This window comes from Rhizobium sp. IY2, from assembly GCF_047532935.1.
Lineage (GTDB): Bacteria > Pseudomonadota > Alphaproteobacteria > Rhizobiales > Rhizobiaceae > Rhizobium > Rhizobium anhuiense.
Genome location: NZ_JBLKNU010000016.1, coordinates 21,225 through 43,201, shown reverse-complemented (window position 1 = coordinate 43,201; position 21,977 = coordinate 21,225). Strand labels below are relative to the sequence as shown.

The window sequence follows — 21,977 nt, the reverse complement described above, 5'->3', positions numbered from 1 at the left end:
CGACAACAAACGATGCCGGAGCATGATGCCGAAAGTGTCGGCGTTTTTCGACGACATCATGCTCTGCTTTTTGATTTGGAAGGGCCCGGAAGAACCGGGCCCCGATGCGATGATTACTGCTGCGGCGCCGGCGCGACGGGCTCGCTGCCCGGCTCCGGCTGCTTGTTGGCCTGGTCGTAACCCTTGCGCAGCGTCTCGTCCGAGATCTCGATCTTGGCGGAGGCCTTCGCCTTGTTCAGAAGCTCAAGATACTTGTCGCGCATGACGAGCTGACGAACCTGATCCTGCACCTGCTCGAAGGGCGGCGGCGGAGCGTCGCGCTTGTCCTCGACCTTGATGACGTGGAAGCCGAAATCGGTCTTGACGGGTGTCTTGGAATAGGTGCCCTTCTCCAACGCGAAGGCTGCGTCCTCGAATTCCTTGACCATGCGGCCGCGCGAGAAATAGCCGAGATCGCCGCCTTCCGACTTGTTCGGATCGGTGGACTTTTCCTTGGCGAGTTCGGCAAAATCCTTGCCGGCGTCGAGCTGCTTGATGATGTCCTTGGCTTCGTCCTCGGTCTTGACGAGGATGTGACGGGCGTGGACTTCCTCCTGCTTCGGCAGGGCAGCGACTTCCTTGTCGTAGCGGGCCTTGACTTCCTCAGGCGTCACGATGTCGACGACATGCTTCTTGAAATAGGCGTTGTGCAGCTCGCGATCGGTGAGATACTGCATGCGCCTCTTGAATTCGTCGGTCTGATCGAGCTTCTCGGCCGCAGCGTCGGCGGCGAGCAGCTTCACGTCGATGGCGGCGGAAAGGGCTGCGACCTTCTTCTGGTCATCGGGGAGCTGCGCCAGCTGCGGGTCGAGATTGGCGACGGCAAGGTCGAGTTCCGACTGGTGGATCTCCAGATTGCCGACCTTGGCGATGACGGCGTCATCGGCATAGGCCGGGGCCTGGAGCGCAACAAAAGTTGCGAACGCCAGAACGGCAAGTTTGTTGGTGCTCAACATGAAATACCCTTCACAGTTACATCGCCGGTTTCAGCATCGCCTGAATCCAGCCCAAAATAGCCATCAACACCGGATTGTGGCCTTTCTGTATCCGCCAAATCCGTTGACATCATTCGACCCCCCTCTTATCTGTCACGCAACCTCGCGTCCAGAACAGTTTCCGGGCGTTTTAAGGCGCGCGCCTGATTTTCGGCTGGGCCGCGAATAAGAAACGTCGGGGATGAATATTGAGAAAGGACCAGTCATATGGTCAGCTTTGGCGGTATAGCCCGCAAGTTATTTGGTTCTTCCAATGACCGCCGCGTGCGGTCCTTCCAGCCGAACGTCACTGCCATCAACTCTATCGAAGAGAAGACGAAGGCCCTGACGGACGAGCAGCTCGCGGCAAAGACCGTGGAGTTTCGCGCCCTGCTCGCCGAGGGCAAGACCCTCGACGACATTCTGATCCCGGCCTTTGCCGTCGTGCGCGAAGCCTCGCGCCGCGTTCTCGGCCTGCGACCTTTTGACGTACAGCTGGTCGGCGGCATGATCCTGCATTCGAATGCGATCGCCGAGATGAAGACCGGCGAAGGCAAAACCCTCGTCGCCACCCTGCCGGTCTATCTGAACGCGCTTTCCGGCAAGGGCGTGCACGTCGTCACCGTCAACGATTACCTCGCCCAGCGCGACGCCGCCACCATGGGCCGAGTCTACGGCTTCCTCGGCATGACCACCGGCGTCATTGTCCACGGCCTCTCCGACGAGGAGCGTCGCGCGGCCTATGCCTGCGACATCACCTATGCCACCAACAACGAACTCGGCTTCGATTATCTGCGCGATAACATGAAGTACGAGAAGAACCAGATGGTCCAGCGCGGCCATAACTTCGCGATCGTCGACGAAGTGGACTCGATCCTGGTCGACGAGGCGCGCACGCCGCTGATCATCTCCGGTCCGCTCGACGACCGCTCCGAACTCTATAATACGATCGACGCCTTCATTCCGCTGCTGGCGCCCAGCGACTACGAGATCGACGAGAAGCAGCGCTCCGCCAACTTCTCCGAAGAAGGCACTGAGAAGCTGGAAAACCTGCTCCGCCAGGCCGGCCTCCTGAAGGGCAACGCGCTCTACGACATCGAGAATGTCGCGATCGTCCACCACATCAACAATGCGCTGAAGGCCCACAAGCTCTTCCAGCGCGACAAGGACTATATCGTCCGCAACGACGAAGTCGTCATCATCGACGAGTTCACCGGCCGCATGATGCCGGGCCGCCGTTATTCGGAAGGCCAGCACCAGGCGCTGGAAGCCAAGGAAAAGGTGCAGATCCAGCCGGAAAACCAGACGCTGGCCTCGATCACCTTCCAGAACTACTTCCGCATGTACGGCAAGCTCGCCGGCATGACCGGTACGGCGCAGACGGAAGCGGAAGAATTTGGGAATATCTACAATCTCGATGTCATCGAGGTTCCGACCAACCTGCCGATCAAGCGCATCGACGAGGACGACGAGGTCTACCGGACCTTCGACGAGAAGTTCAAGGCGATCATCGAGGAAATCCTCGATGCCCATAAGCGTGGCCAGCCGGTGCTGGTCGGCACCACCTCGATCGAGAAGTCGGAGCTGCTTGCCGAACGCTTGCGCAAGCAAGGCTTCAACGACTTCCAGGTGCTGAACGCCCGCTACCACGAGCAGGAAGCCTATATCGTCGCCCAGGCCGGCGTGCCGGGTGCCGTCACCATCGCCACCAACATGGCCGGCCGCGGCACCGACATCCAGCTCGGCGGCAACCTCGACATGCGCATCGAGCGCGAACTCGGCGATGTCGAAGCCGGTCCGGAGCGTGACGCCCGGATCCAGGCGATCGTCGAGGAGATCAAGGAACTCAAGCAGAAGGCGCTCGCCGCCGGCGGTCTCTACGTCATCGCCACCGAACGCCATGAAAGCCGTCGCATCGACAACCAGCTGCGCGGCCGTTCCGGCCGTCAGGGCGACCCCGGCCGCTCGAAGTTCTACCTGTCGCTTCAGGACGATCTGATGCGCATCTTCGGCTCCGACCGCATGGACAGCATGCTGACCAAGCTCGGCCTCAAGGAGGGCGAGGCGATTGTCCATCCCTGGATCAACAAGGCCCTGGAGCGCGCCCAGAAGAAGGTCGAAGCCCGCAACTTCGATATCCGCAAGAACCTTCTGAAATATGACGACGTTCTCAACGACCAGCGCAAGGTAATTTTCGAACAGCGCCTCGAGCTGATGGAAGCGGCCAATATTTCCGAAATGGTCTCCGACATGCGCCGCGAGGTAATCGAGGACATGGTCGAAAAGCATATCCCCGAGCGCGCCTATGCCGAACAATGGGATGCTGCCGGCCTGAAGACCGGTGCTTTGAACATCCTCAATCTCGATCTGCCGATCGAGGACTGGGTGAAGGAAGAAGGTATCGGCGAAGACGATATCCGCGAGCGGCTGACGCAAGCCACCAATGCCGCCTTCACGGAAAAAGCCGAGCGTTTCGGCGACGACATCATGCATTATGTCGAGCGCTCGATCGTCATGCAGACGCTCGATCATCTCTGGCGCGAGCATATCGTCAATCTCGACCATCTGCGCTCCGTCATCGGCTTCCGCGGCTATGCCCAACGCGATCCGCTGCAGGAATACAAGTCGGAAGCCTTCGAGCTCTTCACGGCGCTGCTCAACAATCTGCGCGAGGCCGTCACCGCCCAGCTGATGCGCGTCGAGCTGGTGCAGCAGGCGCCCGCCGAGCCCGAACCGCCGCTGATGCAGGCCCATCACCTGGATCCGACGACCGGCGAAGACGATTTCGCCCCAGCGATCTACCAGGCATCGGAAGTCATCGTTTCTCCCGAAAACCGCAACCCGGATGACCCGGCCACCTGGGGCAAGGTCGGCCGTAACGAGACCTGCCCCTGTGGTTCCGGCAAGAAATACAAGCATTGCCACGGCGCCTTCGAGCAGGTCTGAGGCAAGCCGCAACGATCCTGAAAATGCCGCCTTCGGGCGGCATTTTCTTTTCTCCGGCGACGTCTCGCGATTGTAACTCAGCGTCGGGCAGCAAGCCCGATCCGGAACCGTTTCTTAACCCTGTTCTGTCAAGACTTCAGGCGCGATTTGCCTGACCTTAGAGTTTTGCGTGTTCATCATGGCGGTCATAGAAACAGCGGAGAAGATGCTGCCCGCGGGCCTGCGCCCGATCGGCGGCCGAACGCTGCGCATGCTTGCGGCCGTGCTCACGGAACGCGGCGAGAAGGCGGCCGCCCAGCGCATGGCGCTGACGGCCTTTTCGATCCGTATCCTCAGCGCGGCTCTCGCCTTCGTCTCCCAGATCGTGCTCGCCCGGCTGATGGGCGAATATGAATACGGCATCTTCGTTTTCGTCTGGGTGCTGGTCGTCGTCTTCGGCGATCTCTCATGTCTCGGCTTCCACACGGCGATCATCCGCTTCCTGCCGCAGTACAGGGCAGCGGGCGCTTTCGAGGAAATCCGCGGCCTGACCGGGACGGCGCGCATCTTTGCGCTGCTTTCCGGCACGGCGGTGCTCGCCGCCGGCACGCTCGGTCTGCATTTCTTCGGCGACATGATCCAGGTCTATTATCTCGTCCCGATCTTCATCGGCCTGCTTGCCATGCCGATGATCGCGCTCGGCGACATTCTGGAAGGCACGTCGCGGGCCAACCACTGGCCGGTGATGGCGCTGAGCCCGGTCTATATCGTCCGCCCGATCCTCATCATCCTCTTCATGCTCATCGCCATTGCCATCGGCGCCGAGCACACCGCCGTCACTGCGATGCAGGCAGCACTCGTCGCCACCTTCGTCACCGCGCTCGGCCAGTATGCCGCAACGCTCTATCGCCTTCGCCGGCATTATGATGAGGGCCCGCGCAAGGTTGATTTCGTCGCCTGGTTCAGCGTCGCCTTTCCGATTTTCCTGATCGAGGGCGTGAGCTTCCTGCTCACCAATTCCGATGTCGTCGTCGTCGGCATCTTCCTCGAACCGCACGATGTCGCCATCTATTTCGCCGCCGCCAAGACGATGGCGCTGGTGCATTTCATCAATTTCTCGGTCAAGGCAGCCTCCGGCCCGCGCTTCTCCTCGATCATCGCCGAAGGCGACCACGGACAGCTGGCGATCGCTGCCATCGACGCCGCCCGCTGGACCTTCTGGCCGGCGCTCGGTGTCGGCCTTGCCGTGCTTGCGGCCGGCCATCTGCTGCTATCGCTCTTCGGCGGCGCCTTCACATCAGGCTATCTGGTCATGGCGATCCTGCTCGCCGGCATCCTCGCCAAGTCGCTGGTCGGCCCCGCCGAAACGTTGTTGATGATGGCAGGCAAGCAGAACCTCTGCGTCGCACTCTATGCCGGCGCACTGACGGCCAATGTCAGCCTCAACCTCGCTTTGATCCCGCATTACGGCATCGAGGGCACGGCGATTGCCACGGCCTCGGCCATGGCGGTCGAGGCGATCCTGCTGCATCTCGCCGTGCGCCGCACGCTCGGTATCGTCCTGTTCGCCTTCGCCAGCCCCTCCGCCGCAACGCCAGAAATGAGAGTTCGATAGATGGTGCGTGTTCCCCCCGTTACCGAAAGCACCAACAGCGCCGCCAACCGCATGGTGCATGATCTCGCCGCCCTGCATTTCGAAGCGCCGCAGGCCGAGGCCCGCGCCGAGATCGGCCGGTCGGGGCGCGAACTCTGCCTCTATCCCGGCAAACTCGGCTATGAACTTCAGGATGAGCTCGATTTCCTCTCCAACCGGGCGATGGAACCGAACGTCTTCTTCTCCGGCCGCTTCCTCGCCCCCGCTATGCCGCGGCTTGAGGACCGGCAGGTGAACTTCGCCCTGATCCGCGACCACAATGCCGGCCGCAGCCGCATGCGCTTCCTGATGCCGTTTTCGGTCGACAGGCCCGGTTTTGCCGTCGGCCCGTCGATCATCCGCGGCTGGTCGAACAGTTTCGGCCCGCTCGGCACGCCGCTCGTCGATGCCGAGGATGCTGCCGAGACCCTCGACAATCTCTTCGAGGCACTGACCGTGCGCGATCTCAATCTGCCCGGCATACTGGTTCTGCCGGATCTGCGGCTGAACGGCATCTTCGTGCGCATGCTCAAGGCTGTGGCGCTCAGCCGCAACCTTCCCGTCACCGTCACCAATCCTTACCAGCGCCCGATGCTGCAGAGCGACGAAGAGGCGCCGGCCTATCTCGGCAAAACCATCTCCTCCTCGCATATGCGCGAAATGCGCCGTCAGTGGCGCCTGCTGGAGGAACAGGGAACGGCGGTCTATGCCGTCGCGCGCCAGCCGCGCGAAATCCATATCCGCTTCGAGGAATTCCTGGCGATGGAAGCCGGTGGCTGGAAGGGCAAGCGGCGAAGCGCTCTCGTCACCGATCGCTATCACACGGCCTTTGCCCGCGAGGCGGTGTCGAACCTTGCCGCCGTCGATGCCGTGCGTATTCACACGATCGATCTCAATGGCAAGGCGATCGCCGCCATCGTCGTCCTGATGATGGGCGGCGAAGCCTATACCTGGAAGACCGCCTATGACGAGAACTATGCCCGCTATTCGCCGGGCAAGCTCTTGATGAGCGAGCTCACCGAATGGCATCTCGACGACGCCAATATCGTGCGTTCCGATTCCTGTGCCGTCTCCGATCATCCGATCATGAGCCGCTTCTGGCAGGAGCGCGAGGAGATGGGAACGCTGGTGATCGGCCTGACGCAGAACGGCGACCGCGACATGCGCCAGGTCTCGGCCCAACTCCATATGTACCGCAGCACCCGCAATATGGCGAAGATGCTGCGCGAGAAGATCATGTCGCTTGCCGGCCGGGGCTAATTTTCGGCCGCCGCCCTTTCGCGCAGCAGCCGGCGGATCACCTTGCCGGTGGTCGTCAGCGGCAAGGCGTCGATGAATTCCACCTCGCGCGGATATTCGTGCATCGAAAGCCGCGTCTTCACCCATTCCCTGATATCGGCGGCCAGCGCCTCGCTTGGATGATGGCCTGGTGACAGCACGATATAGGCCTTGACGATCTCGGTGCGCACGGCATCGGGTTTGCCGACGGCGGCGGCGAGCTGCACGGCGGGATGGCCGATCAGACAATCCTCGATCTCGGCCGGGCCGATGCGATATCCCGACGAGGTGATGACGTCGTCGTCGCGGCCCTCGAAGGTGATGTAACCCTCGGCGTCCTGCCGGCCGATATCGCCGGTGAGCAGCCAGCCTTTGGCGAACTTCCGCTCGGTCGCCGCCGCATCGTTCCAGTAGCCGAGGAACATGACGGGGTCGGGACTGGCAATGGCGATCTGGCCCGGTTCGCCGGCCGGCAATTCATCGCCCGCTTCGCTGACGATGGCAACGCGATGCCCCGGGACCGCCCGTCCGATGGCGCCAGCCTTGGTGACGCCATGGGCAGCACTCGACGAGAGTACGAAATTGCACTCCGTCTGGCCGTAAAATTCGTTGATAGTGATGCCGAGCGTACGCCGCGCCCATTCGTAAGTCTCACGGCCGAGCGCCTCGCCGGCCGAGCCGATGGTGCGCAGCACCAGATCATATTTCGAACGCGGATCGGCAACGGATCGCATCAGCCGCAGCGCCGTCGGCGGAATGAAGGCATTGCGCACGTTCATCTCCGCCATGATGCGATAGGCCATGTCGGCATCGAATTTCTGCGCCGGCGACGAGACGACGGGAACGCCGAGCAGCAGGCTCGGCAGCAGCGCATTGAGCAGACCGCCCGCCCAGGCCCAGTCGGACGGCGTCCAGACCTTGTCGCCCACTCTCGGAAAGCCCTCATGGGCAAACTGCATACCCGGAATATGGCCGGGCAGAACGCGATGGCCATGCAGCGCGCCCTTGGGCGGCCCCGTTGTTCCCGAGGTGAAAATCATCAGCGCCGGATCGTCGGGACCGGTCCTGGCAACGTCGAAGACAGAGGGATGGCCGTTCACCAGATCGCCAAAGGCAACCGCATCGACATCCGCCCGGTCGATGCTGACGACATGTTTCAGCATCGGCAGGCAATCGCGGATCTGCCGGATGCGCTCGAGACCGAAACCATTGGTGACAATTGCTGCAACACCTGCTGCCTTCAGCCGGTATTCCAGCGCCTCGACGCCGAAGAGCAGCGCCAGCGGCAGCGCGACCGCGCCGGTCTTGTAGATCGCCACATGTGCGATCACCGTCTCGAAGGATTGCGGCAAGAGCAGCGCGACACGATCGCCGCGCTCCACCCCAAGCGAAACGAGCGCATTGGCGAAGGCCGAGGACTGGTCTGCAAGGGCGCGATAGGTCATCACGCGGTGATGGCCATCCGGGCTGAAATGCTCGAGACAGACGCGCTCCGGATCTCTCGTGGCCCAGTCGTCGCTGACGGCGCGGCCGATATTGAAATCTTCGGGAATCCGCCACGAAAAATCGCGATAGAGATCGTCGTAGCGATCATGGGGCGGCAGTTTCATAGGCAAAATCCGGTGAATGTTGCACCAGCTAACACCTTGTGCTGCAATTGCGCAAGCGGCCGGTCCGGGCGGCGATGACTGCCCGGCTTCAAAGCCATCACGCATAGTTGCACGCATGGCAGAACGGATTCTTCGCCAGGTGCCCTGCGACTTTGCCGGCTTTCGCACTAGATCATGGAAGCCGCCGGGGGCCACCAATTCATCACGGAGCCGTTTCATGGAATACGCAAAATTTGGGAAGACCGGACTGGAAGTGTCGAAAATCTGCCTGGGCTGCATGACCTTCGGCGATCCCGGCCGCGGCAATCATGCCTGGAGCCTCAGGGAAGACGAAAGCCGGACGATGATCAGGCAGGCAATCGACCTCGGCATCAATTTCCTCGACACCGCCAACACCTATTCCAACGGTTCCTCGGAGGAGATCGTCGGCCGCGCCATCAAAGATTTCGCCAAACGCGAGGATATCGTGCTGGCGACCAAGGTGTTCAATCGCATGCGGCCGGGCCCGAACGGCGCCGGCCTGTCACGCAAGGCGATCTTCGACGAGATCGACAACAGTCTGCGTCGCCTCGGCACCGACTATGTCGATCTCTACCAGATCCACCGGTTCGACTATACGACGCCGATCGAGGAAACGCTGGAAGCGCTGCACGACGTGGTCAAATCGGGCAAGGCGCGTTATATCGGCGCTTCCTCCATGTATGCCTGGCAGTTCGCCAAGGCGCTCTACGTCTCCAGGCTGAACGGCTGGACCGAATTCGTCAGCATGCAGGACCACCTGAACCTGCTCTACCGCGAGGAAGAGCGCGAAATGCTGCCGCTCTGCGAGGATCAGAAGATCGCCGTCATCCCCTGGAGCCCGCTGGCCCGCGGCCGCCTGACCCGCGACTGGGACGAGACGACGGCACGCAGCGAAACCGACGAATTCGGCAAGACGCTCTACACCCAGTCCATCGATGCCGACCGCAGAATCGTCGAGGCGGTGGCCGAGATCGCCAGGACCCGCAACATCTCCCGCGCCCAGGTCGCAACCGCCTGGATCCTGCAGAAGAGCGCGGTGACCGCGCCGATCATCGGTGCCTCCAAGCCGAACCATTTGCAGGACGCCGTTGCCTCGCTCTTGGTCAAGCTTACCCCCGAGGAAATCGCGGCACTGGAAGCACCCTACATCCCGCACGCCGTCGCCGGCTTCAAGTAGTCAGCCAGCCGGCTTCTCAGCAGGCATGAGCGAGGCAGATCCCTCTCCGCGCCCGCGCGGAGGGGGAGATCGGCATTATGACTATTCCACGACCGATCTTACATCCGGCTGCCGGGGTCGAGCTGCCGGCGCATCGTCACCAGAAATTGCTCGGCAAGCGCCCTATCCTCGACCGCGCGGGCAAGAATGACGGCGCCCATCATCGACGAGAGCGTCGTCGCGGCATTGGCCCGGCGTTCTTCTTCAGTCTCGCCGGGAACGATATCGGCGAGCGTGTCGACCAGCACGGACAGCCCGTCGCTGAAGACCGCGCGGACAGCCCCCCGGCTGCGGCTCACCTCCTGGATCAGCGTTGCGAAGACGCAGCTGCCACCCGGATCGTCGACCGTGCGCCAGTGAATATAATGGTCGAGAAGTGCTGCCAGCGGCCGGTCCGGCGATTCGGCGATGTGCTCTTTCCACCGCGTTTCCACTCTGTCGATCAGCTTGCGGCTGACCTCGAGCGCCAGATCGTCCTTCGAACTGAAATGACCGTAGAAGCCGCCATGCGTCAGCCCCGCCGCCTTCATGATGTCAGCAACGCCGACCCCGTCGAAACCGTTCTCGCGGAAAAGCACGCCCGCAACGCTCAGGATCTTTTCGCGGTTTTCGGCAAATTTCTCGCGGCTGACCCGCATTTTTCGTCTCCAGAAATAGTCGCTTGACAAAATATATGACGTCCATCATCAATACGCAAGAAATATGATGACCATCATGTAAATCGGTCCTGTACTTTCGCGAACCTGAATTCGAACGGAATCTTGCCCATGGTTTCCACAGCCCTCGCCTCCACCCTTGCCCGGCGCAACATCCATTACGGCTGGGTCGTCGTTGCCGCGACCTTCCTCACCATGCTGGTCACCGCCGGCGCCATGGGCGCACCCGGCGTTCTCATCAAGCCACTGCAGGACGAGTTCGGCTGGGAGACCTCGCAGATTTCCTCGGCGCTGGCGATCCGTCTGATCCTGTTCGGTTTCATGGGTCCGTTCGCCGCCGCCTTCATGAATTATTTCGGCGTGCGCAAGGTCATCGTCTTCGCGCTCGCCCTGATCGGCGCCGGCTTCGTCGGTTCGCTGTTCATGACCACGCTGTGGCAGTTGCTGCTGCTCTGGGGCATCGTCGTCGGCTTCGGCACCGGTCTGACAGCCATGGTGCTCGCCGCGACGATCTCCTCCCGCTGGTTCACCAGGCATCGCGGCCTCGTCGTCGGCATGCTTTCGGCAAGCTCGGCCACCGGCCAGCTCGTCTTTCTGCCGCTGATGGCCGAGCTGACGGAACGCTACGGCTGGCGCTCGACGGTGTTTTTCGTCTGCGCCATGATCATGGTCGCAGCCCTTGCGGTGCTCGCCTTCATGCGCGACCGCCCGGCCGACCTCAACCTGCCGGCTCTCGGCGAAACGCAGGTGACGCCGCCGCCGGCAGCCACCTCGCTCGGCGTCGCGCTGATGACGCCGATCACCGTCCTCAGGGAAATCTCGAAGACCTCGACCTTCTGGATCCTCTTCGCCACCTTCTTCATCTGCGGCCTCAGCACCAACGGCCTGATCCAGACCCATTTCGTCACCCTCTGCGGCGATTTCGGCATCGTGCCCGTGGCCGCCGCCAGCGTGCTCGCCGTCATGGGCATCTTCGATTTCTTCGGCACGATCGGCTCCGGATGGCTCTCCGATCGGTTCGACAATCGCTGGCTGCTGTTCTGGTATTACGGCCTGCGCGGCCTCTCGCTGCTCTACCTGCCCTTCAGTGATTTCAGCTTTTACGGCCTTTCCATCTTCGCCATTTTCTACGGCCTTGACTGGATCGCCACCGTGCCGCCGACCGTCAAGATCGCCGCCGACCGCTTCGGCCGCGAAAAGGTCGGCCTCGTTTTCGGCTGGGTCTTTGCCGGCCATCAGCTGGGAGCCGCCACCGCCGCCTATGGCGCCGGCCTCTCGCGCACGGAGCTTTCGAGCTATCTGCCCGCCTTCTTCGTCGCTGGCGCCTTCTGCCTGCTGGCCTCGATCCTGGCGATCACATTGAAGAAGTCCGGCCTCAGCAGCCCGGCCCCCGCTGCAGCCCATTGATATCGACCGGACCCGGCCTCGAAACGAGGCCGGGTCTCTCCACCGGATCGGTCTGATAACTTCGCTTGCCCGTCTTGCGCGCGCAGGCGCTCGCATGTTAGACAGCCGCCCGTTCGTATCCGTTGCCCCATTGGCGGAATTGGTAGACGCGCTCGACTCAAAATCGAGTTTCGAAAGAAGTGCTGGTTCGACCCCGGCATGGGGCACCACTCTCTTAAATCGTCATTGATCTCATTGAGAGTTTTCGGCCTTTTTGCCCCACATTTTTCAACCCCTGAAAGCGTGGGACAAATTTGTGCTAATTTTGTTCCGGGATTAGCTTCCGGATTGCGCCTGCTGCGATCTTCTTGCGGCGGGCTTTTTTAGTGTAGACGGTCGTCTGGTTCTTCGTGGTCCAACCGAAAATCGCCATCAGTTCCTCGTCGGTCGCGCCGTTTTCGGCGGCGATCGTGGCGCCGGCCTTGCGCAGGCCGTGGGTGGTGCAGTGGGGCAGTCCAGCCTGGTCGCACCAATCACGCATCTTGTTGCCGAGGCCGTTGGTGGTGAAGGGCTTGCCGAATTCGGTGATCAGGAAGGTGAGGTTTCCGGTCTCGCTTTCGTCGATCGTCTTCTGCAACTCGGGGAGCACCGGGATATCGATAACAACGCCGCTGCTCTTTTTCGTCTTTTCCGGCCGAATGGTGAGCTGCCCGTCGCGAACGTGTTGTCGACCGACGATCGCCAGGCCATCGAGCCGCAAGCCGGTGTAGAGCGCCAGGTGCAGCATCAGCCGCGCCTTCGATCCTGCCGGATGCCTCGCCTCATACTGATGGACTTCGGCGACCGTCCATGTGTGATAGCCGTCGCCGGAATAGAGCAACTTGATCTTCGCTGCCGGATTTGTCTCGGCGAGGTCGTTATCGATCGCCCATGAGAACATCGCTGAGATCGCGCGCTTGACCTCGTTCTGCGCTCCCGGCGTGCTGCGCAGCTCGTCCCGCATCTTCAGCACATGCCGGCGCTTCAGATCGATGAAAGGCAGGCCGCCGACACGCGCCTTTTTCTTGCCGAAGCGATGCTCGGCGATTTCCTCAAGCATGTTGGCTCGCCGCGACCACAGGAGCGGGTTGATCTTGCCGACCGTCCTGCGCTTGTATTCACCGATCAGCCAATCAATCGTGCCGGCCTTGGCTTCACGAGGAGCCTGCGGCTTCGGAGCGGTCTTCTCTCCGGGCGAGACATAGGGAATGCCGAGACGGGCGCAGGCAACCTCGTCTGTGAACTCATCCGTGCCGGGCGCCTGGTGCAGTCGCACCTTCTGGCGGCCGGGGGCGCGGAAGTAATAGCGCGGCTCTCTCGTTCGCCAGTCGCGATCGAGGCTCACGCCCTTCGGCAATTTCGTTTCAATCTTCTTCTGCATCGTCAAAAGCATTGCCCGCAACCGGTTCGTCGTCAAGGTCGCCGAAGATCGGGCCTTTGTGGGGCAGCGCTCGGAAAGCGCGAACGACTTCCTCGACGTCATAGACGAGCCTGCCGCCGATGACGCGCGGCCCTGGCATCGTGCCGGCAGTGACGCATTTGTCATAAAGGGTCGGGCCGATACCGATCAAGGCTGCAGCCTGTTCGCGGCTGATGCCGATCGGCGGCAGGGATGATGGGAGGACTTCGTGTTTTTGAACCTTCACGTCATGCCTCCTCGCAGACCATCGGCGGTCCGCCGTTGTGGCCGATCTGGGCAGCTGCCTTGCGGGCTTCCCATTGCCGAAGCATGTTTCGCCTGCGGGTGACGAGCTGCAGGTGCTGCTCGGAATCGTAACGGATGCAGAGACGGTTCCGGCAAACGTGGTCCAGCTCTTTCTTGCCGGGAATATAGCCGTGCTCGTTGGTCCACAGGACGATGTGCACGGCGACCGTTTGCCCGTTGAGGCTCATTCTGGGATAGCCGGCACCCCGCCCTTCCTTGCCCGAGGTCGGGCCGGTCCAGACCCAGCAACCGGTCACTGGATCGATGCGGACGCGGGCCATGATCTTTTCGCGGATGCGGTCGCGGCGAGACATCAGGCAACGTCCTCCCCTTGTGGAGGTGGTGGGGAGCGGACGACACGGCGGAAGTGGTGAGCATATGCTCCAACTGCTTTCCAATAGGCGGCCATTGGCCCCTTATTTTTCGCCCACGACTGCTGCGCCCTGTTGCGGGCATCTGTGACCAGATCGCCAAGAATATCAGCGACGATCTCGCGGGCTTCCGGGGAAAGCTCCTCAAGCCGCTTTACAGCCGGGAGGGCGAGGACGGGATTACGGACCTCGCGACGAATGCTGCGCTCAAGCACTGGCGCAACCCTCCAACTTCATGGCGAACCCTCTTGCAATTTCTGAGTGCCGTGAGACAGTTCTCGCGAGAACAAAAGGGGAGATCGTGCCTGTGTCCGTGATCCGCGCATTTGTCGGCGACTTCTCAAATGAAGAAGTCCTCGCCTGGATAGACGAAGTTCTTCTCGCAAATGAGAATTTGAAACCGAAAGGGATCCGGGTCAGCAATAGCCTGCATACGCGCGGGATTGAGGGAACGTTTCGGGAAGTTCCGATAGCCATGTCTCCGGGACTGTACCCGGATGACCAAGTCGAGGTCGTTTTCGAGGCTGACGAGGGCGCCGCATGACCGCGCGTGATCGTTGGACACAGACATTGAAATGCCCCGTGTGTGGAAAAACAGGTACGGCGGAGGTTTCGCAGGCTGACGGGTGGGAGTTCGAGCGAGACCAGTCTACTCGTGTCGACCACACTCCGGGCGGCTTTGACTACGAAACTGACAAGGATGGCCATCCTCGGTTCTTCTGCTCGGAGCACAAAACGCCCGCGTGACCATTTGATGAAATCAGACATCTGCGCTGACCTCATGTGAGGGAGGTGTTTGCCTCTATTGGCGCGACGCGGGTTCGGTAATATTTTCTTCAGGTTGGCGACTCGGAGTGGGTAATGGGTTATCGCGAAGACGAGCGGGATAAGGCGTTGGAGCAAGTGCCGCTTTTTGTGGCTGATCCGGTCCAATGGCCAGACGGCGTTCGCACCGTTGGAATCGATGAACTCAACAACCTCGGTATCGATCGCGAGGGCGTCCTTCATTGGAATGGGCGAGTGATAACGCTTGAGAAGCGGCTGACGCTCTCGTTTTGGCAGAAGATCTCGGCAGTGATCGTAACTGCAGCTGCCGCCTTGGTTTCCCTGAGCACTATTATCCAAGGTCTCGCGGCGTACAGCACATGGGCCTGCCCCATGGGCTTGCCCTCCATTTGCCCTTGAGCTCGAATCCACCGCCTGCAATGAGGGCGGTGGGGTGTGGATGTGATCGACGACCGCATTCTCGACGTCGATGCCGCCCTCCAAACAGTCTGAAAACATGGCTGTGAGAGACGCGGCTTGGCGCTCCATTATTTCCAAATGGCTCACGGGTAATTCCTCCATGCTTCGAAATCCGCGCGCAGCGAAAGCCATCGCTGGCGAGCGTTTTCGTCAGTGTTGATTTCGCCTCGGGACTGGACGTTGAGGATTGAGCGGACTCGGCTCTCGACCCGAATGCTGTCGCCGGCGCTTTCGAGGCCGTGTCGCTCGATCAGGTACTGGCGGAACGCCTGGCTGTTGCATTTCATGGCGCACTCGGCGGCATGATCCTTCGGCTGCTCCTGGCGTTGCTCGGGCTGGCGCAGCGATTGACGCGGCTTCAGCCGGCGGATCTCGTCGAAGGCGTCTTTCAGCAGGCGCAACAGGAAGCTGACGTCGGAATGCGCACCAATCAGGAAATCCCGATCCGGCCAGTCGCAATCGGCCGTCGTCTCGACGATGGCGACCGGCGGCGTTCCCGGCACGACGCGCGCGAAGATCGCCTTGCTATCGGCCGACAGCGACCAATCGGTGCTGGCGTCGGCGTGGCGGACGCGGATCTGCTGCAGGCGCTGGACGTCGGCGGGAGAGGCCATCAGCGCATCGTCCTCTCGTATTCGACGACGACGCTCGGCACTTCCTGCCATGCCGGCGAGAACCCGGCATGCCCTTCGTCCAAAGCGTGACACAGAGCGGCATTCGACAGGCGGCGCCGCAGATCCTCGGCCAGGCAAAGGCGCAGGTGATGCCGACCGTGGGCGCTTATCAGCGCGATCGGGCGGGCGGAGATTATCGCAATGGCATCTGACATCATCGAGTGGCCCGGCGACCTGCTGACGCCGGGCGAATGCCGGCCGAACCTGGTGCCGTTCACGCGCTCCGGCGGCCGGTCGCTTGGCGGGGTGCAGCCGTCGGTTCGAACCGATCTCGGCTATTGGTCGATCGAGTATCACGACGTGCCGCTTTTTGGCGCCGACAAGATGCGGACCTTCGAGGCGATCAAGGATATCCTCTCCGGCAGCTCGGGACGGATTGCCGTTCCGATCTTTGCGCCGGATCGGGCGCCCTTCGTCGATGGCATCCCGGTGACGCCGGAGATGCTGCCGCATGATGATGACGCCTATCTCGACGACGATACCGGTTATCTGCAGGGCGCGATCTCGATCGTGTCGGAAGGGGTGACGCCGATCGGCGTGACCGTGATGCAACTACGGATCATCGAAGGCGATTCTTCGCTTTCCGGAACCTTGTTCAGCTTCAATCACGCCCTCTACCGGGTCGGCCAGGTGCTTACCGTCGAAGGCGATGTGCGGACGGTACGCATCTCCCCGACCGTGCGGGAAGTCATTCCCGATGGATCGAGCCTCGAATTTGACCGGCCGACCTGCCTTTGCAACCTTGTCGACGATCGCGGGATGGACAACGGCTCGAATATGACCGGCCACGAGAGCGTCAGCGTCAGCTTCTACGAAGATACGAATTACTGGAACATGCTTGCCCTGGGGCAGATCTGATGGCGAGCCTTCGTATCCTTTGCCAGATCGATTTCCCGTCACAGGTCGTTCGCCTCTATCATGGCTCTGGCGGTCCATTCGTCGATGCGGATGGGAAAATCTGGCGGGCCTGCGTCTTGACCAAGGATGCGCTTGATCAGGTGGAGATGGCGATCAATGCCGAGGCATTCACCTTGTCGTTGACGCTGAATGGCGTCGATGAGGCGGTCTCAGGCGTCATCTGGGAAGACTATCAGGCCGGAGAAATTATCGGGACGCGGAAGCGCATCCTGCTGCAGGAACTCGACGACTTCGAGCAACCAGTCGGAGACCCGGACGTCATGTTCACGGGTATGATTGACAATCTGATATTCGACGATGCGGTGAGCGGCGATAACGTTCTTTCAGCGATCACGATCGAGGTGACGAACCGCTTCACGCTGCGGACGCTCACAAACGGCGCCGTGCTGTCAGACGTCGATCAGCGGGCGCGTTCGTCGATCCTCAATCCTTCTGCCTCTCCGGATCGCTTCTGTGAGCGGATACCGGGCCTGATCGACAAAACGGTGGTCTGGCCGCGATGGAACTGATGCTTGCCGAATTCGTGGCGAAGCAGAACGAACGGCCGTGGCAACCCGGTGTCGTCGACTGCAGCCTGGCGCTGGCCGACTGGGCAATTTGGCTCGGGCGCCCGGACCCGGCGCCGCATCTGCGCGGACGATACGACAGCGAGGAAGGCTTTCGCCGGATCATCGAGACGGAAGGCGGACTGCTTCCTGTCATCGGGAATTGCGTGGCGCGGATCGGCGGCCGTCGCGGCGGACTGACTGCCGGCGCGATCGGCGTCATTGGCGCCAAAACAAACATCAACCGCCAGTGGGGCGCGATCTTTGACGGACGCCGGTGGCTGGTCCGCTTCATCGACGGTTTCGGCTCGATGACGGCGAACGCCCTGGCGATATGGGAAATCTGACATGCCCGGACTAATCGAACTGCCAGCGCTGATCATCTCATCTCTGGCGACGTCGGCCTTTGCGGCAAACGCGCTCTATCTCGGCACTTATGCACTGGCCTATGCGGGTCTCGCCTTCGGCGCGCAAGCGCTGAGCAATCTGCTCGTCAAGAAGCCGGACGTGCCGAAGGGGGAGGACGGAAAATACAATCTCAAACAGAGTGTGCCGTCGCTCTCCTTTGCCCTTGGCAGCGTCAAAAAGGCCGGTGACTATGTCTTTTTGGAAGAGGCAAGCGGCACCGCGCGCCACGTCATCGTGAGCGCCGGCCATCGCATCAATCGGTTCGTAAGGCACTACCTTCATGACGAAGAGGTCACAATCAGCGGCAGCGTTGTGGTGGCTCCTGCCCATTTTCACGATGACGGCAACAACTATGTCTCGATCGAGACGAGGACTGGCCTCCCGGCAGAAACGGCCTACCCTAGTCTTGTCAGTGCCTTTCCCACGATATGGTCCAATGACCATCGGGGCGACGGCCTAGCTTCCGTGATGTTGGCGTGCGCTACCGCCGACAGCAAAGATTTTCTGAAGGTTTACCCAAACCAGATGCCGCAGCACACGGCGGAGATCGAGGGCGCCCTGCTCTTCGATCCGCGCGAGCCGTCGCACGACCCAGACGATCCCACCACATGGGAGTATAGCCGAAACATCGCACTGATGCGGCTTTGGCATCTCTGCCACCCGGTCGGCGGCAAGCTTTCCTATTCCGACATGTATTGGCCGGATTGGATCAATGCGGCCAATGTCTGCGACGAGGAAGTCGTCAACCGGTCCGGCGGCGTAGAGCCCCGCTACCATGGCGGCTTGTGGTTTCGTGCAGAAAACAGTCCCGTCGATGTCGGCAGGATCATGGACCAGGCGGCCGAACTCGTCGTCTATGAAAGGCCGGACGGTCTCGTCGGCGTGCACGCGGGCGAATATGTCGAGCCGGACATTCGACTGACCGCTATCGAGCTGACCCATGTGGGGCACGACACAAACCAGCGGCAAAGCGCGACGGTACTTGCCGTGCGCGGCCGATGGACAGATCCTGGAAACCGATACAACACGGTCGATGCGGCGGTCTATGGCGATCCCTACATCGGTGACGACAGCGAGCGGACGCGCACGATCGATAATCAGGCCGTCCAGTCTCACAACCATATGGCGCGGCTGGAAAAGCTCGCCTACACTAGGGCCAATGCGCCACGCGTGACGGCGACGGCGCATTATCGTGGCGTTGCCAAGAACATCCCCTATCGTCGCTTCGTGCGGATGCACTATCCACCCCGGCTTTCCGAAGTCGTCATCGAGATTACGGCGACTCCGAAGATCTCGCTTCGCGATATGAAGATCGAATTCTCGGGCATCGTCGTGCCGGACGCTCTCTATGCCTTCGATGCCGCGACGGAAGAAGGCGCGCCGGGTTCGAACGTGATCCCTCTGCCGCCTTCAGGCGTGCCGCTGCCTGAGGATTTCAATGTGACGATCCTCAATGAGGTCGTTTCCGGCGGATCGACGGCAGCCTATGCGCTGGCATCGTGGACGCATCTCTCCAATGCGCTGATCTATGAATTCGAATGGGAGAAAACGTCGCTTACCGAGCCGGCGCAATCGACCAACTCGACGGCTGGCCAAGACCAGGTGCGATCGATCTATCTGTCGGACGGGGCTCAATACCGCTTTCGGCTGCGGACATGGTCAAATGGCGTTTCCTCGGGATGGACAGGCTACGAAATCCGGACGGCGACCGCCGATCCGACGCCGCCGGGGGTGGTGACTGGGGCTGCAGCATCGGGTGGGGCCGGTCAAGGCAACTATAGCTGGACGGCGCCGAACAGCGCGAATTATGCGGGCGTCAGGCTCTACATCAATACGGTCAACAGCTTCTCGGGGGCGACACTGGTCGGAACTGAATATGGCCCGCCGAACTTGGCCGATGGACGCGTCGTCACAGGCCTTTCCGCCGGCGTCAAATACGGCTTCATCGTTGCCATCAATGCATCTGGTGTCCCAGCCGCAGCGCAAGCGACCGGCGCCTTTACTGTCACCTGATCACAAAGAGAGACCCAATGTCCCTTCAATCACTCGTCAGTATCTTCCGCGATTACGTCGTAGACGGCGTTTCTTCGTCTGGCCGGAACAAGCCGAAGAAATCGGAGATTCGTACTTGGGGCGCATGGGTTGAAAGCGCCATCAATGCGTTTCTCGCGAATGGGGGACTTATTTTCTCCTCGCGAGCCGAACTCTTCGCAGACCTCGCTCACCCTGCGAATTCCTCGGCATGGGTAATTGGTGACGCGACAGTTGGATTTAACGGCGTCTACGGGAAGATTGGCGCATCGGGCACGGGCTCGTGGACGCGTCGAAGCGATTTGCCGTTTAGTTTCATTGTTGCGACTGATACCGGAGCAGGAACCCCTAACGCGATTCAGGCCACAACCGCTATTCCGGTGTCATCGTCCGCGCTCGTATGGATGGCTGTGGCGGTTTCGAATACCGATACTACCGTGACGGTCTCATTTAACGCTGACGATCCGCTGACGATACTAACCAATTCGGGCAATGGTCCCGCTGCGGGCGGTTTGGTTGGCGGAATGATTGTCCTTGGGATCATTTCTGAATCGACCTTCCGATTAGTGAGTGACCAAGCGAGCGCTGCAATTCTGGCGCAATGCGAGACCGCAGTATTTCAAGCGCAAAATTTCGCTGACCAATCGGCCGTCGAGGCTGGAAATGCCGCTGACAGCGCATTGGAGGCGGCCAACCTGGTTGAACAAGCCGAGGCTGGATTTATCGGCTTCGTTGACGGTGGTTCCTATGACTTTGGCTCGATCACCGAAGACGTCACCTATTTTGATCAAGATTGGGGCTCTGTAGCATGACACGCCAAGTAAGATTTCGTCGCGGCTCTACCGCCCAGCACGCCGCATTCACCGGTGCTCTCGGGGAAGTCACCGTCGACACAAGCAAGAAGACGGCGGTGGTGCACGACGGTGTCACTCCAGGCGGATGGCCGCTGGCGCTGGAAAACAGCAGCGTAGCCAATGGTCTCGCCGCCACGCGCGCCATCCTTAAAGCAATGGACCCTGATAGCATCCCTGCCGCATATTTGATGGAAAGCGGTCGAGAAGGCCGTTTCGTCTGGCGGGCGGGCGACTTCAGCACGAATGTCGCGGCCGATACCCTCGAAGGGATTTACATCAAAGCGGACTCTGTCGCAGCGTCGGTCGGCGCATGGGTTCGTGCCGAGAAAGACCCCGTGAACGTCAAATGGTTTGGCGCGGTAGGCGATGGCGTGACCGATGACCAGGCTGCGTTCAATGCCATCCCGTCAGTTCTTCCGGCGAATGGCGGCGAGATCTATATCCCGGCCGGACGGTATGTCCTGGGTGCCGCGTGGAGCATCGCCAGCAAGTCGGTCTCCATCCGCGGCGCAGGCGTCAAGGTGGCGATGCTGTTTTTTGCAGGGTCCACCAATGGGATCACCTACACAGCAAACGACCTTGCTCGGATGATCACGGTCGAAAATCTTTCGATCGTGACGCTGACAAACGCATCCACAATCGGTCTTTCAATTAGCTTTCCGAGCAATGCTGGATCTTCGTGGAAGAACTGCACCATTCGCGACGTCGTACTGGATTCGACGTCGACCATTGCCGCCTACGAGAACACGAACAATTCGCAGAACGCGGCCAGGTGGTTCAAAGGCATCGTTGCCAACAATGTCGCCGGTTTGACCATCGACAACGTTCACGTGCGCGGGCGAGCTGCCACGAAGGACAGCCGTGGTATCGAGGTAACTGGCTGGACCGTCGACATGAAGATTACGAACTGCATTTTGCAGTTCCATGACGTTGCACTCTTCAAGAAGGATGCACTCGAAGGCTTCAATATCTCAGGTGTTGTCGGCCTGTCGTGCAAGGAGTTTGTGCGTATTTGGAACGCTGAGACACACGTCCCAGCAAATCCTTCCGGCACCTGGGGCTATATCACGAATTGCCACTCTGGCTGCTCCGTGCGTGTGCTCGACATCCGCAACTACGCGCAAACCTTCATCACCAATAATCTGTTCTATCAGGACGGCGCGAGCACGACATTCAGCCATATTTTCGCCTCCGTATGTGATGGCCTCAAGATCATCGGCAATCATCTGGCTGGCGTGAACGTCGCGAACGGATGGAATATCCAGTTGGCCGGATGCTACGCGGCTATCGTTTCCAACAACTTTTTGTTCGGGCGCTTCTTCGGCGTCGAACTGGACTCCTCATGCACAAAACCCGTGGTGACCGGCAATCAGAGCCAGGGGTCGATTGCTAATGGCGCTACCGGGACATCGGTGGTCACAGACAACCTTACTCTGTAAGAGGCAAAAA

At 60.8% G+C, this 21,977-nt stretch carries 21 protein-coding genes and 1 tRNA gene; 15 read left to right on the top strand and 7 right to left on the bottom strand.

Annotated elements, in window-relative coordinates; translation table 11 throughout:
- Nucleotides 1-113: 113 nt before the first annotated feature.
- Complete coding sequence (locus ACMUVN_RS31025) at nucleotides 114-995, bottom strand: peptidylprolyl isomerase (RefSeq protein ID WP_047619934.1); 882 nt, start codon at nucleotides 993-995, stop codon at nucleotides 114-116.
- Between the two features lie 246 nt (nucleotides 996-1,241).
- Between ACMUVN_RS31025 and secA the strand changes: the two genes are divergently transcribed.
- The 3 genes from secA (at nucleotide 1,242) to ACMUVN_RS31010 (ending at nucleotide 6,831) form a co-directional block, all read left to right on the top strand.
- Nucleotides 1,242-3,959, top strand: a complete 2,718-nt coding sequence (gene secA, locus ACMUVN_RS31020; protein WP_063476304.1) for a preprotein translocase subunit SecA — start codon at nucleotides 1,242-1,244, stop codon at nucleotides 3,957-3,959.
- A gap of 178 nt (nucleotides 3,960-4,137) precedes the next feature.
- Nucleotides 4,138-5,553, top strand: coding sequence for an oligosaccharide flippase family protein (locus tag ACMUVN_RS31015; protein WP_047619969.1), 1,416 nt, complete (start codon nucleotides 4,138-4,140; stop codon nucleotides 5,551-5,553).
- The gene (locus ACMUVN_RS31010) at nucleotides 5,554-6,831 is read left to right on the top strand and encodes a GNAT family N-acetyltransferase (protein WP_132576112.1); all 1,278 of its coding nucleotides are present in this window, start codon (nucleotides 5,554-5,556) and stop codon (nucleotides 6,829-6,831) included.
- Here ACMUVN_RS31010 and ACMUVN_RS31005 read toward each other — a convergent pair.
- Entirely contained in the window at nucleotides 6,828-8,459 is a 1,632-nt protein-coding gene (locus ACMUVN_RS31005) for an AMP-binding protein (protein WP_132576110.1), read from the bottom strand. The genes ACMUVN_RS31010 and ACMUVN_RS31005 overlap by 4 nt on opposite strands.
- A 217-nt stretch (nucleotides 8,460-8,676) precedes the next feature.
- On the opposite strand from ACMUVN_RS31005, the gene ACMUVN_RS31000 reads away from it, so the two are divergent.
- Complete coding sequence (locus ACMUVN_RS31000; RefSeq protein WP_028759090.1) at nucleotides 8,677-9,657, top strand: aldo/keto reductase; 981 nt, start codon at nucleotides 8,677-8,679, stop codon at nucleotides 9,655-9,657.
- 98 nt (nucleotides 9,658-9,755) lie between these two features.
- Here ACMUVN_RS31000 and ACMUVN_RS30995 read toward each other — a convergent pair whose 3' ends face one another.
- Complete coding sequence (locus ACMUVN_RS30995; RefSeq protein WP_028759089.1) at nucleotides 9,756-10,334, bottom strand: TetR/AcrR family transcriptional regulator; 579 nt, start codon at nucleotides 10,332-10,334, stop codon at nucleotides 9,756-9,758.
- A 129-nt stretch (nucleotides 10,335-10,463) separates the two neighbouring features.
- Here ACMUVN_RS30995 and ACMUVN_RS30990 point away from each other — a divergent pair, with 129 nt between their 5' ends.
- Both ACMUVN_RS30990 and ACMUVN_RS30985 read left to right on the top strand, forming a co-directional pair.
- Complete coding sequence (locus ACMUVN_RS30990; RefSeq protein ID WP_132576108.1) at nucleotides 10,464-11,759, top strand: MFS transporter; 1,296 nt, start codon at nucleotides 10,464-10,466, stop codon at nucleotides 11,757-11,759.
- A 124-nt stretch (nucleotides 11,760-11,883) separates the two neighbouring features.
- Nucleotides 11,884-11,968, top strand: a tRNA-Leu gene (locus tag ACMUVN_RS30985).
- A gap of 89 nt (nucleotides 11,969-12,057) precedes the next feature.
- On the opposite strand, the gene ACMUVN_RS30980 is transcribed toward ACMUVN_RS30985, so the two are convergent.
- Genes ACMUVN_RS30980 through ACMUVN_RS30970 form a run of 3 tightly spaced genes read right to left on the bottom strand, consistent with a single transcriptional unit; the run spans nucleotide 12,058 to nucleotide 13,799 of the window.
- Nucleotides 12,058-13,158, bottom strand: coding sequence for a tyrosine-type recombinase/integrase (locus tag ACMUVN_RS30980; RefSeq protein WP_414815953.1), 1,101 nt, complete (start codon nucleotides 13,156-13,158; stop codon nucleotides 12,058-12,060).
- Complete coding sequence (locus tag ACMUVN_RS30975; RefSeq protein ID WP_414815952.1) at nucleotides 13,142-13,423, bottom strand: hypothetical protein; 282 nt, start codon at nucleotides 13,421-13,423, stop codon at nucleotides 13,142-13,144. The genes ACMUVN_RS30980 and ACMUVN_RS30975 overlap by 17 nt, the downstream gene beginning before the upstream one ends.
- A gap of 1 nt (nucleotide 13,424) precedes the next feature.
- On the bottom strand, nucleotides 13,425-13,799 hold the full coding sequence (locus ACMUVN_RS30970) for an HNH endonuclease signature motif containing protein (RefSeq protein ID WP_414815954.1): 375 nt from the start codon (nucleotides 13,797-13,799) through the stop codon (nucleotides 13,425-13,427).
- A gap of 361 nt (nucleotides 13,800-14,160) precedes the next feature.
- On the opposite strand from ACMUVN_RS30970, the gene ACMUVN_RS30965 reads away from it, so the two are divergent.
- Both ACMUVN_RS30965 and ACMUVN_RS30960 read left to right on the top strand, forming a co-directional pair.
- Nucleotides 14,161-14,397, top strand: a complete 237-nt coding sequence (locus tag ACMUVN_RS30965) for a hypothetical protein (RefSeq protein WP_414815951.1) — start codon at nucleotides 14,161-14,163, stop codon at nucleotides 14,395-14,397.
- Nucleotides 14,398-14,714: 317 nt separating this feature from the next.
- Complete coding sequence (locus ACMUVN_RS30960) at nucleotides 14,715-15,038, top strand: hypothetical protein (protein WP_414815950.1); 324 nt, start codon at nucleotides 14,715-14,717, stop codon at nucleotides 15,036-15,038.
- Nucleotides 15,039-15,181: 143 nt separating this feature from the next.
- Here ACMUVN_RS30960 and ACMUVN_RS30955 read toward each other — a convergent pair whose 3' ends face one another.
- Nucleotides 15,182-15,712 (bottom strand): hypothetical protein, encoded by a 531-nt coding sequence (locus tag ACMUVN_RS30955; protein ID WP_414815949.1) that lies wholly within the window; start codon nucleotides 15,710-15,712, stop codon nucleotides 15,182-15,184.
- Nucleotides 15,713-15,780: 68 nt separating this feature from the next.
- On the opposite strand from ACMUVN_RS30955, the gene ACMUVN_RS30950 reads away from it, so the two are divergent.
- The 7 genes from ACMUVN_RS30950 (at nucleotide 15,781) to ACMUVN_RS30920 (ending at nucleotide 21,967) form a co-directional block, all read left to right on the top strand.
- The gene (locus ACMUVN_RS30950; protein ID WP_414815948.1) at nucleotides 15,781-15,924 is read left to right on the top strand and encodes a hypothetical protein; all 144 of its coding nucleotides are present in this window, start codon (nucleotides 15,781-15,783) and stop codon (nucleotides 15,922-15,924) included.
- The gene (locus ACMUVN_RS30945) at nucleotides 15,914-16,630 is read left to right on the top strand and encodes a hypothetical protein (protein ID WP_414815947.1); all 717 of its coding nucleotides are present in this window, start codon (nucleotides 15,914-15,916) and stop codon (nucleotides 16,628-16,630) included. The genes ACMUVN_RS30950 and ACMUVN_RS30945 overlap by 11 nt, the downstream gene beginning before the upstream one ends.
- Before the next feature lie 146 nt (nucleotides 16,631-16,776).
- Nucleotides 16,777-17,199 carry a hypothetical protein gene (locus ACMUVN_RS30940; protein WP_414815946.1) on the top strand — a complete coding sequence of 141 codons (423 nt, stop codon included), beginning with the start codon at nucleotides 16,777-16,779 and terminating at the stop codon, nucleotides 17,197-17,199.
- Complete coding sequence (locus ACMUVN_RS30935; RefSeq protein ID WP_414815945.1) at nucleotides 17,190-17,582, top strand: DUF6950 family protein; 393 nt, start codon at nucleotides 17,190-17,192, stop codon at nucleotides 17,580-17,582. Before ACMUVN_RS30940 ends, ACMUVN_RS30935 begins: the two co-directional genes overlap by 10 nt.
- Nucleotide 17,583: 1 nt before the next feature.
- A complete protein-coding gene (locus tag ACMUVN_RS30930) occupies nucleotides 17,584-19,656 on the top strand; it encodes a hypothetical protein (protein ID WP_414815944.1) in 2,073 nt (690 codons plus the stop codon).
- 17 nt (nucleotides 19,657-19,673) lie between these two features.
- Nucleotides 19,674-20,486, top strand: a complete 813-nt coding sequence (locus ACMUVN_RS30925) for a hypothetical protein (RefSeq protein WP_414815943.1) — start codon at nucleotides 19,674-19,676, stop codon at nucleotides 20,484-20,486.
- Nucleotides 20,483-21,967, top strand: coding sequence for a glycosyl hydrolase family 28-related protein (locus ACMUVN_RS30920; RefSeq protein ID WP_414815942.1), 1,485 nt, complete (start codon nucleotides 20,483-20,485; stop codon nucleotides 21,965-21,967). The genes ACMUVN_RS30925 and ACMUVN_RS30920 overlap by 4 nt, the downstream gene beginning before the upstream one ends.
- The last annotated feature ends 10 nt before the right edge of the window (nucleotides 21,968-21,977 follow it).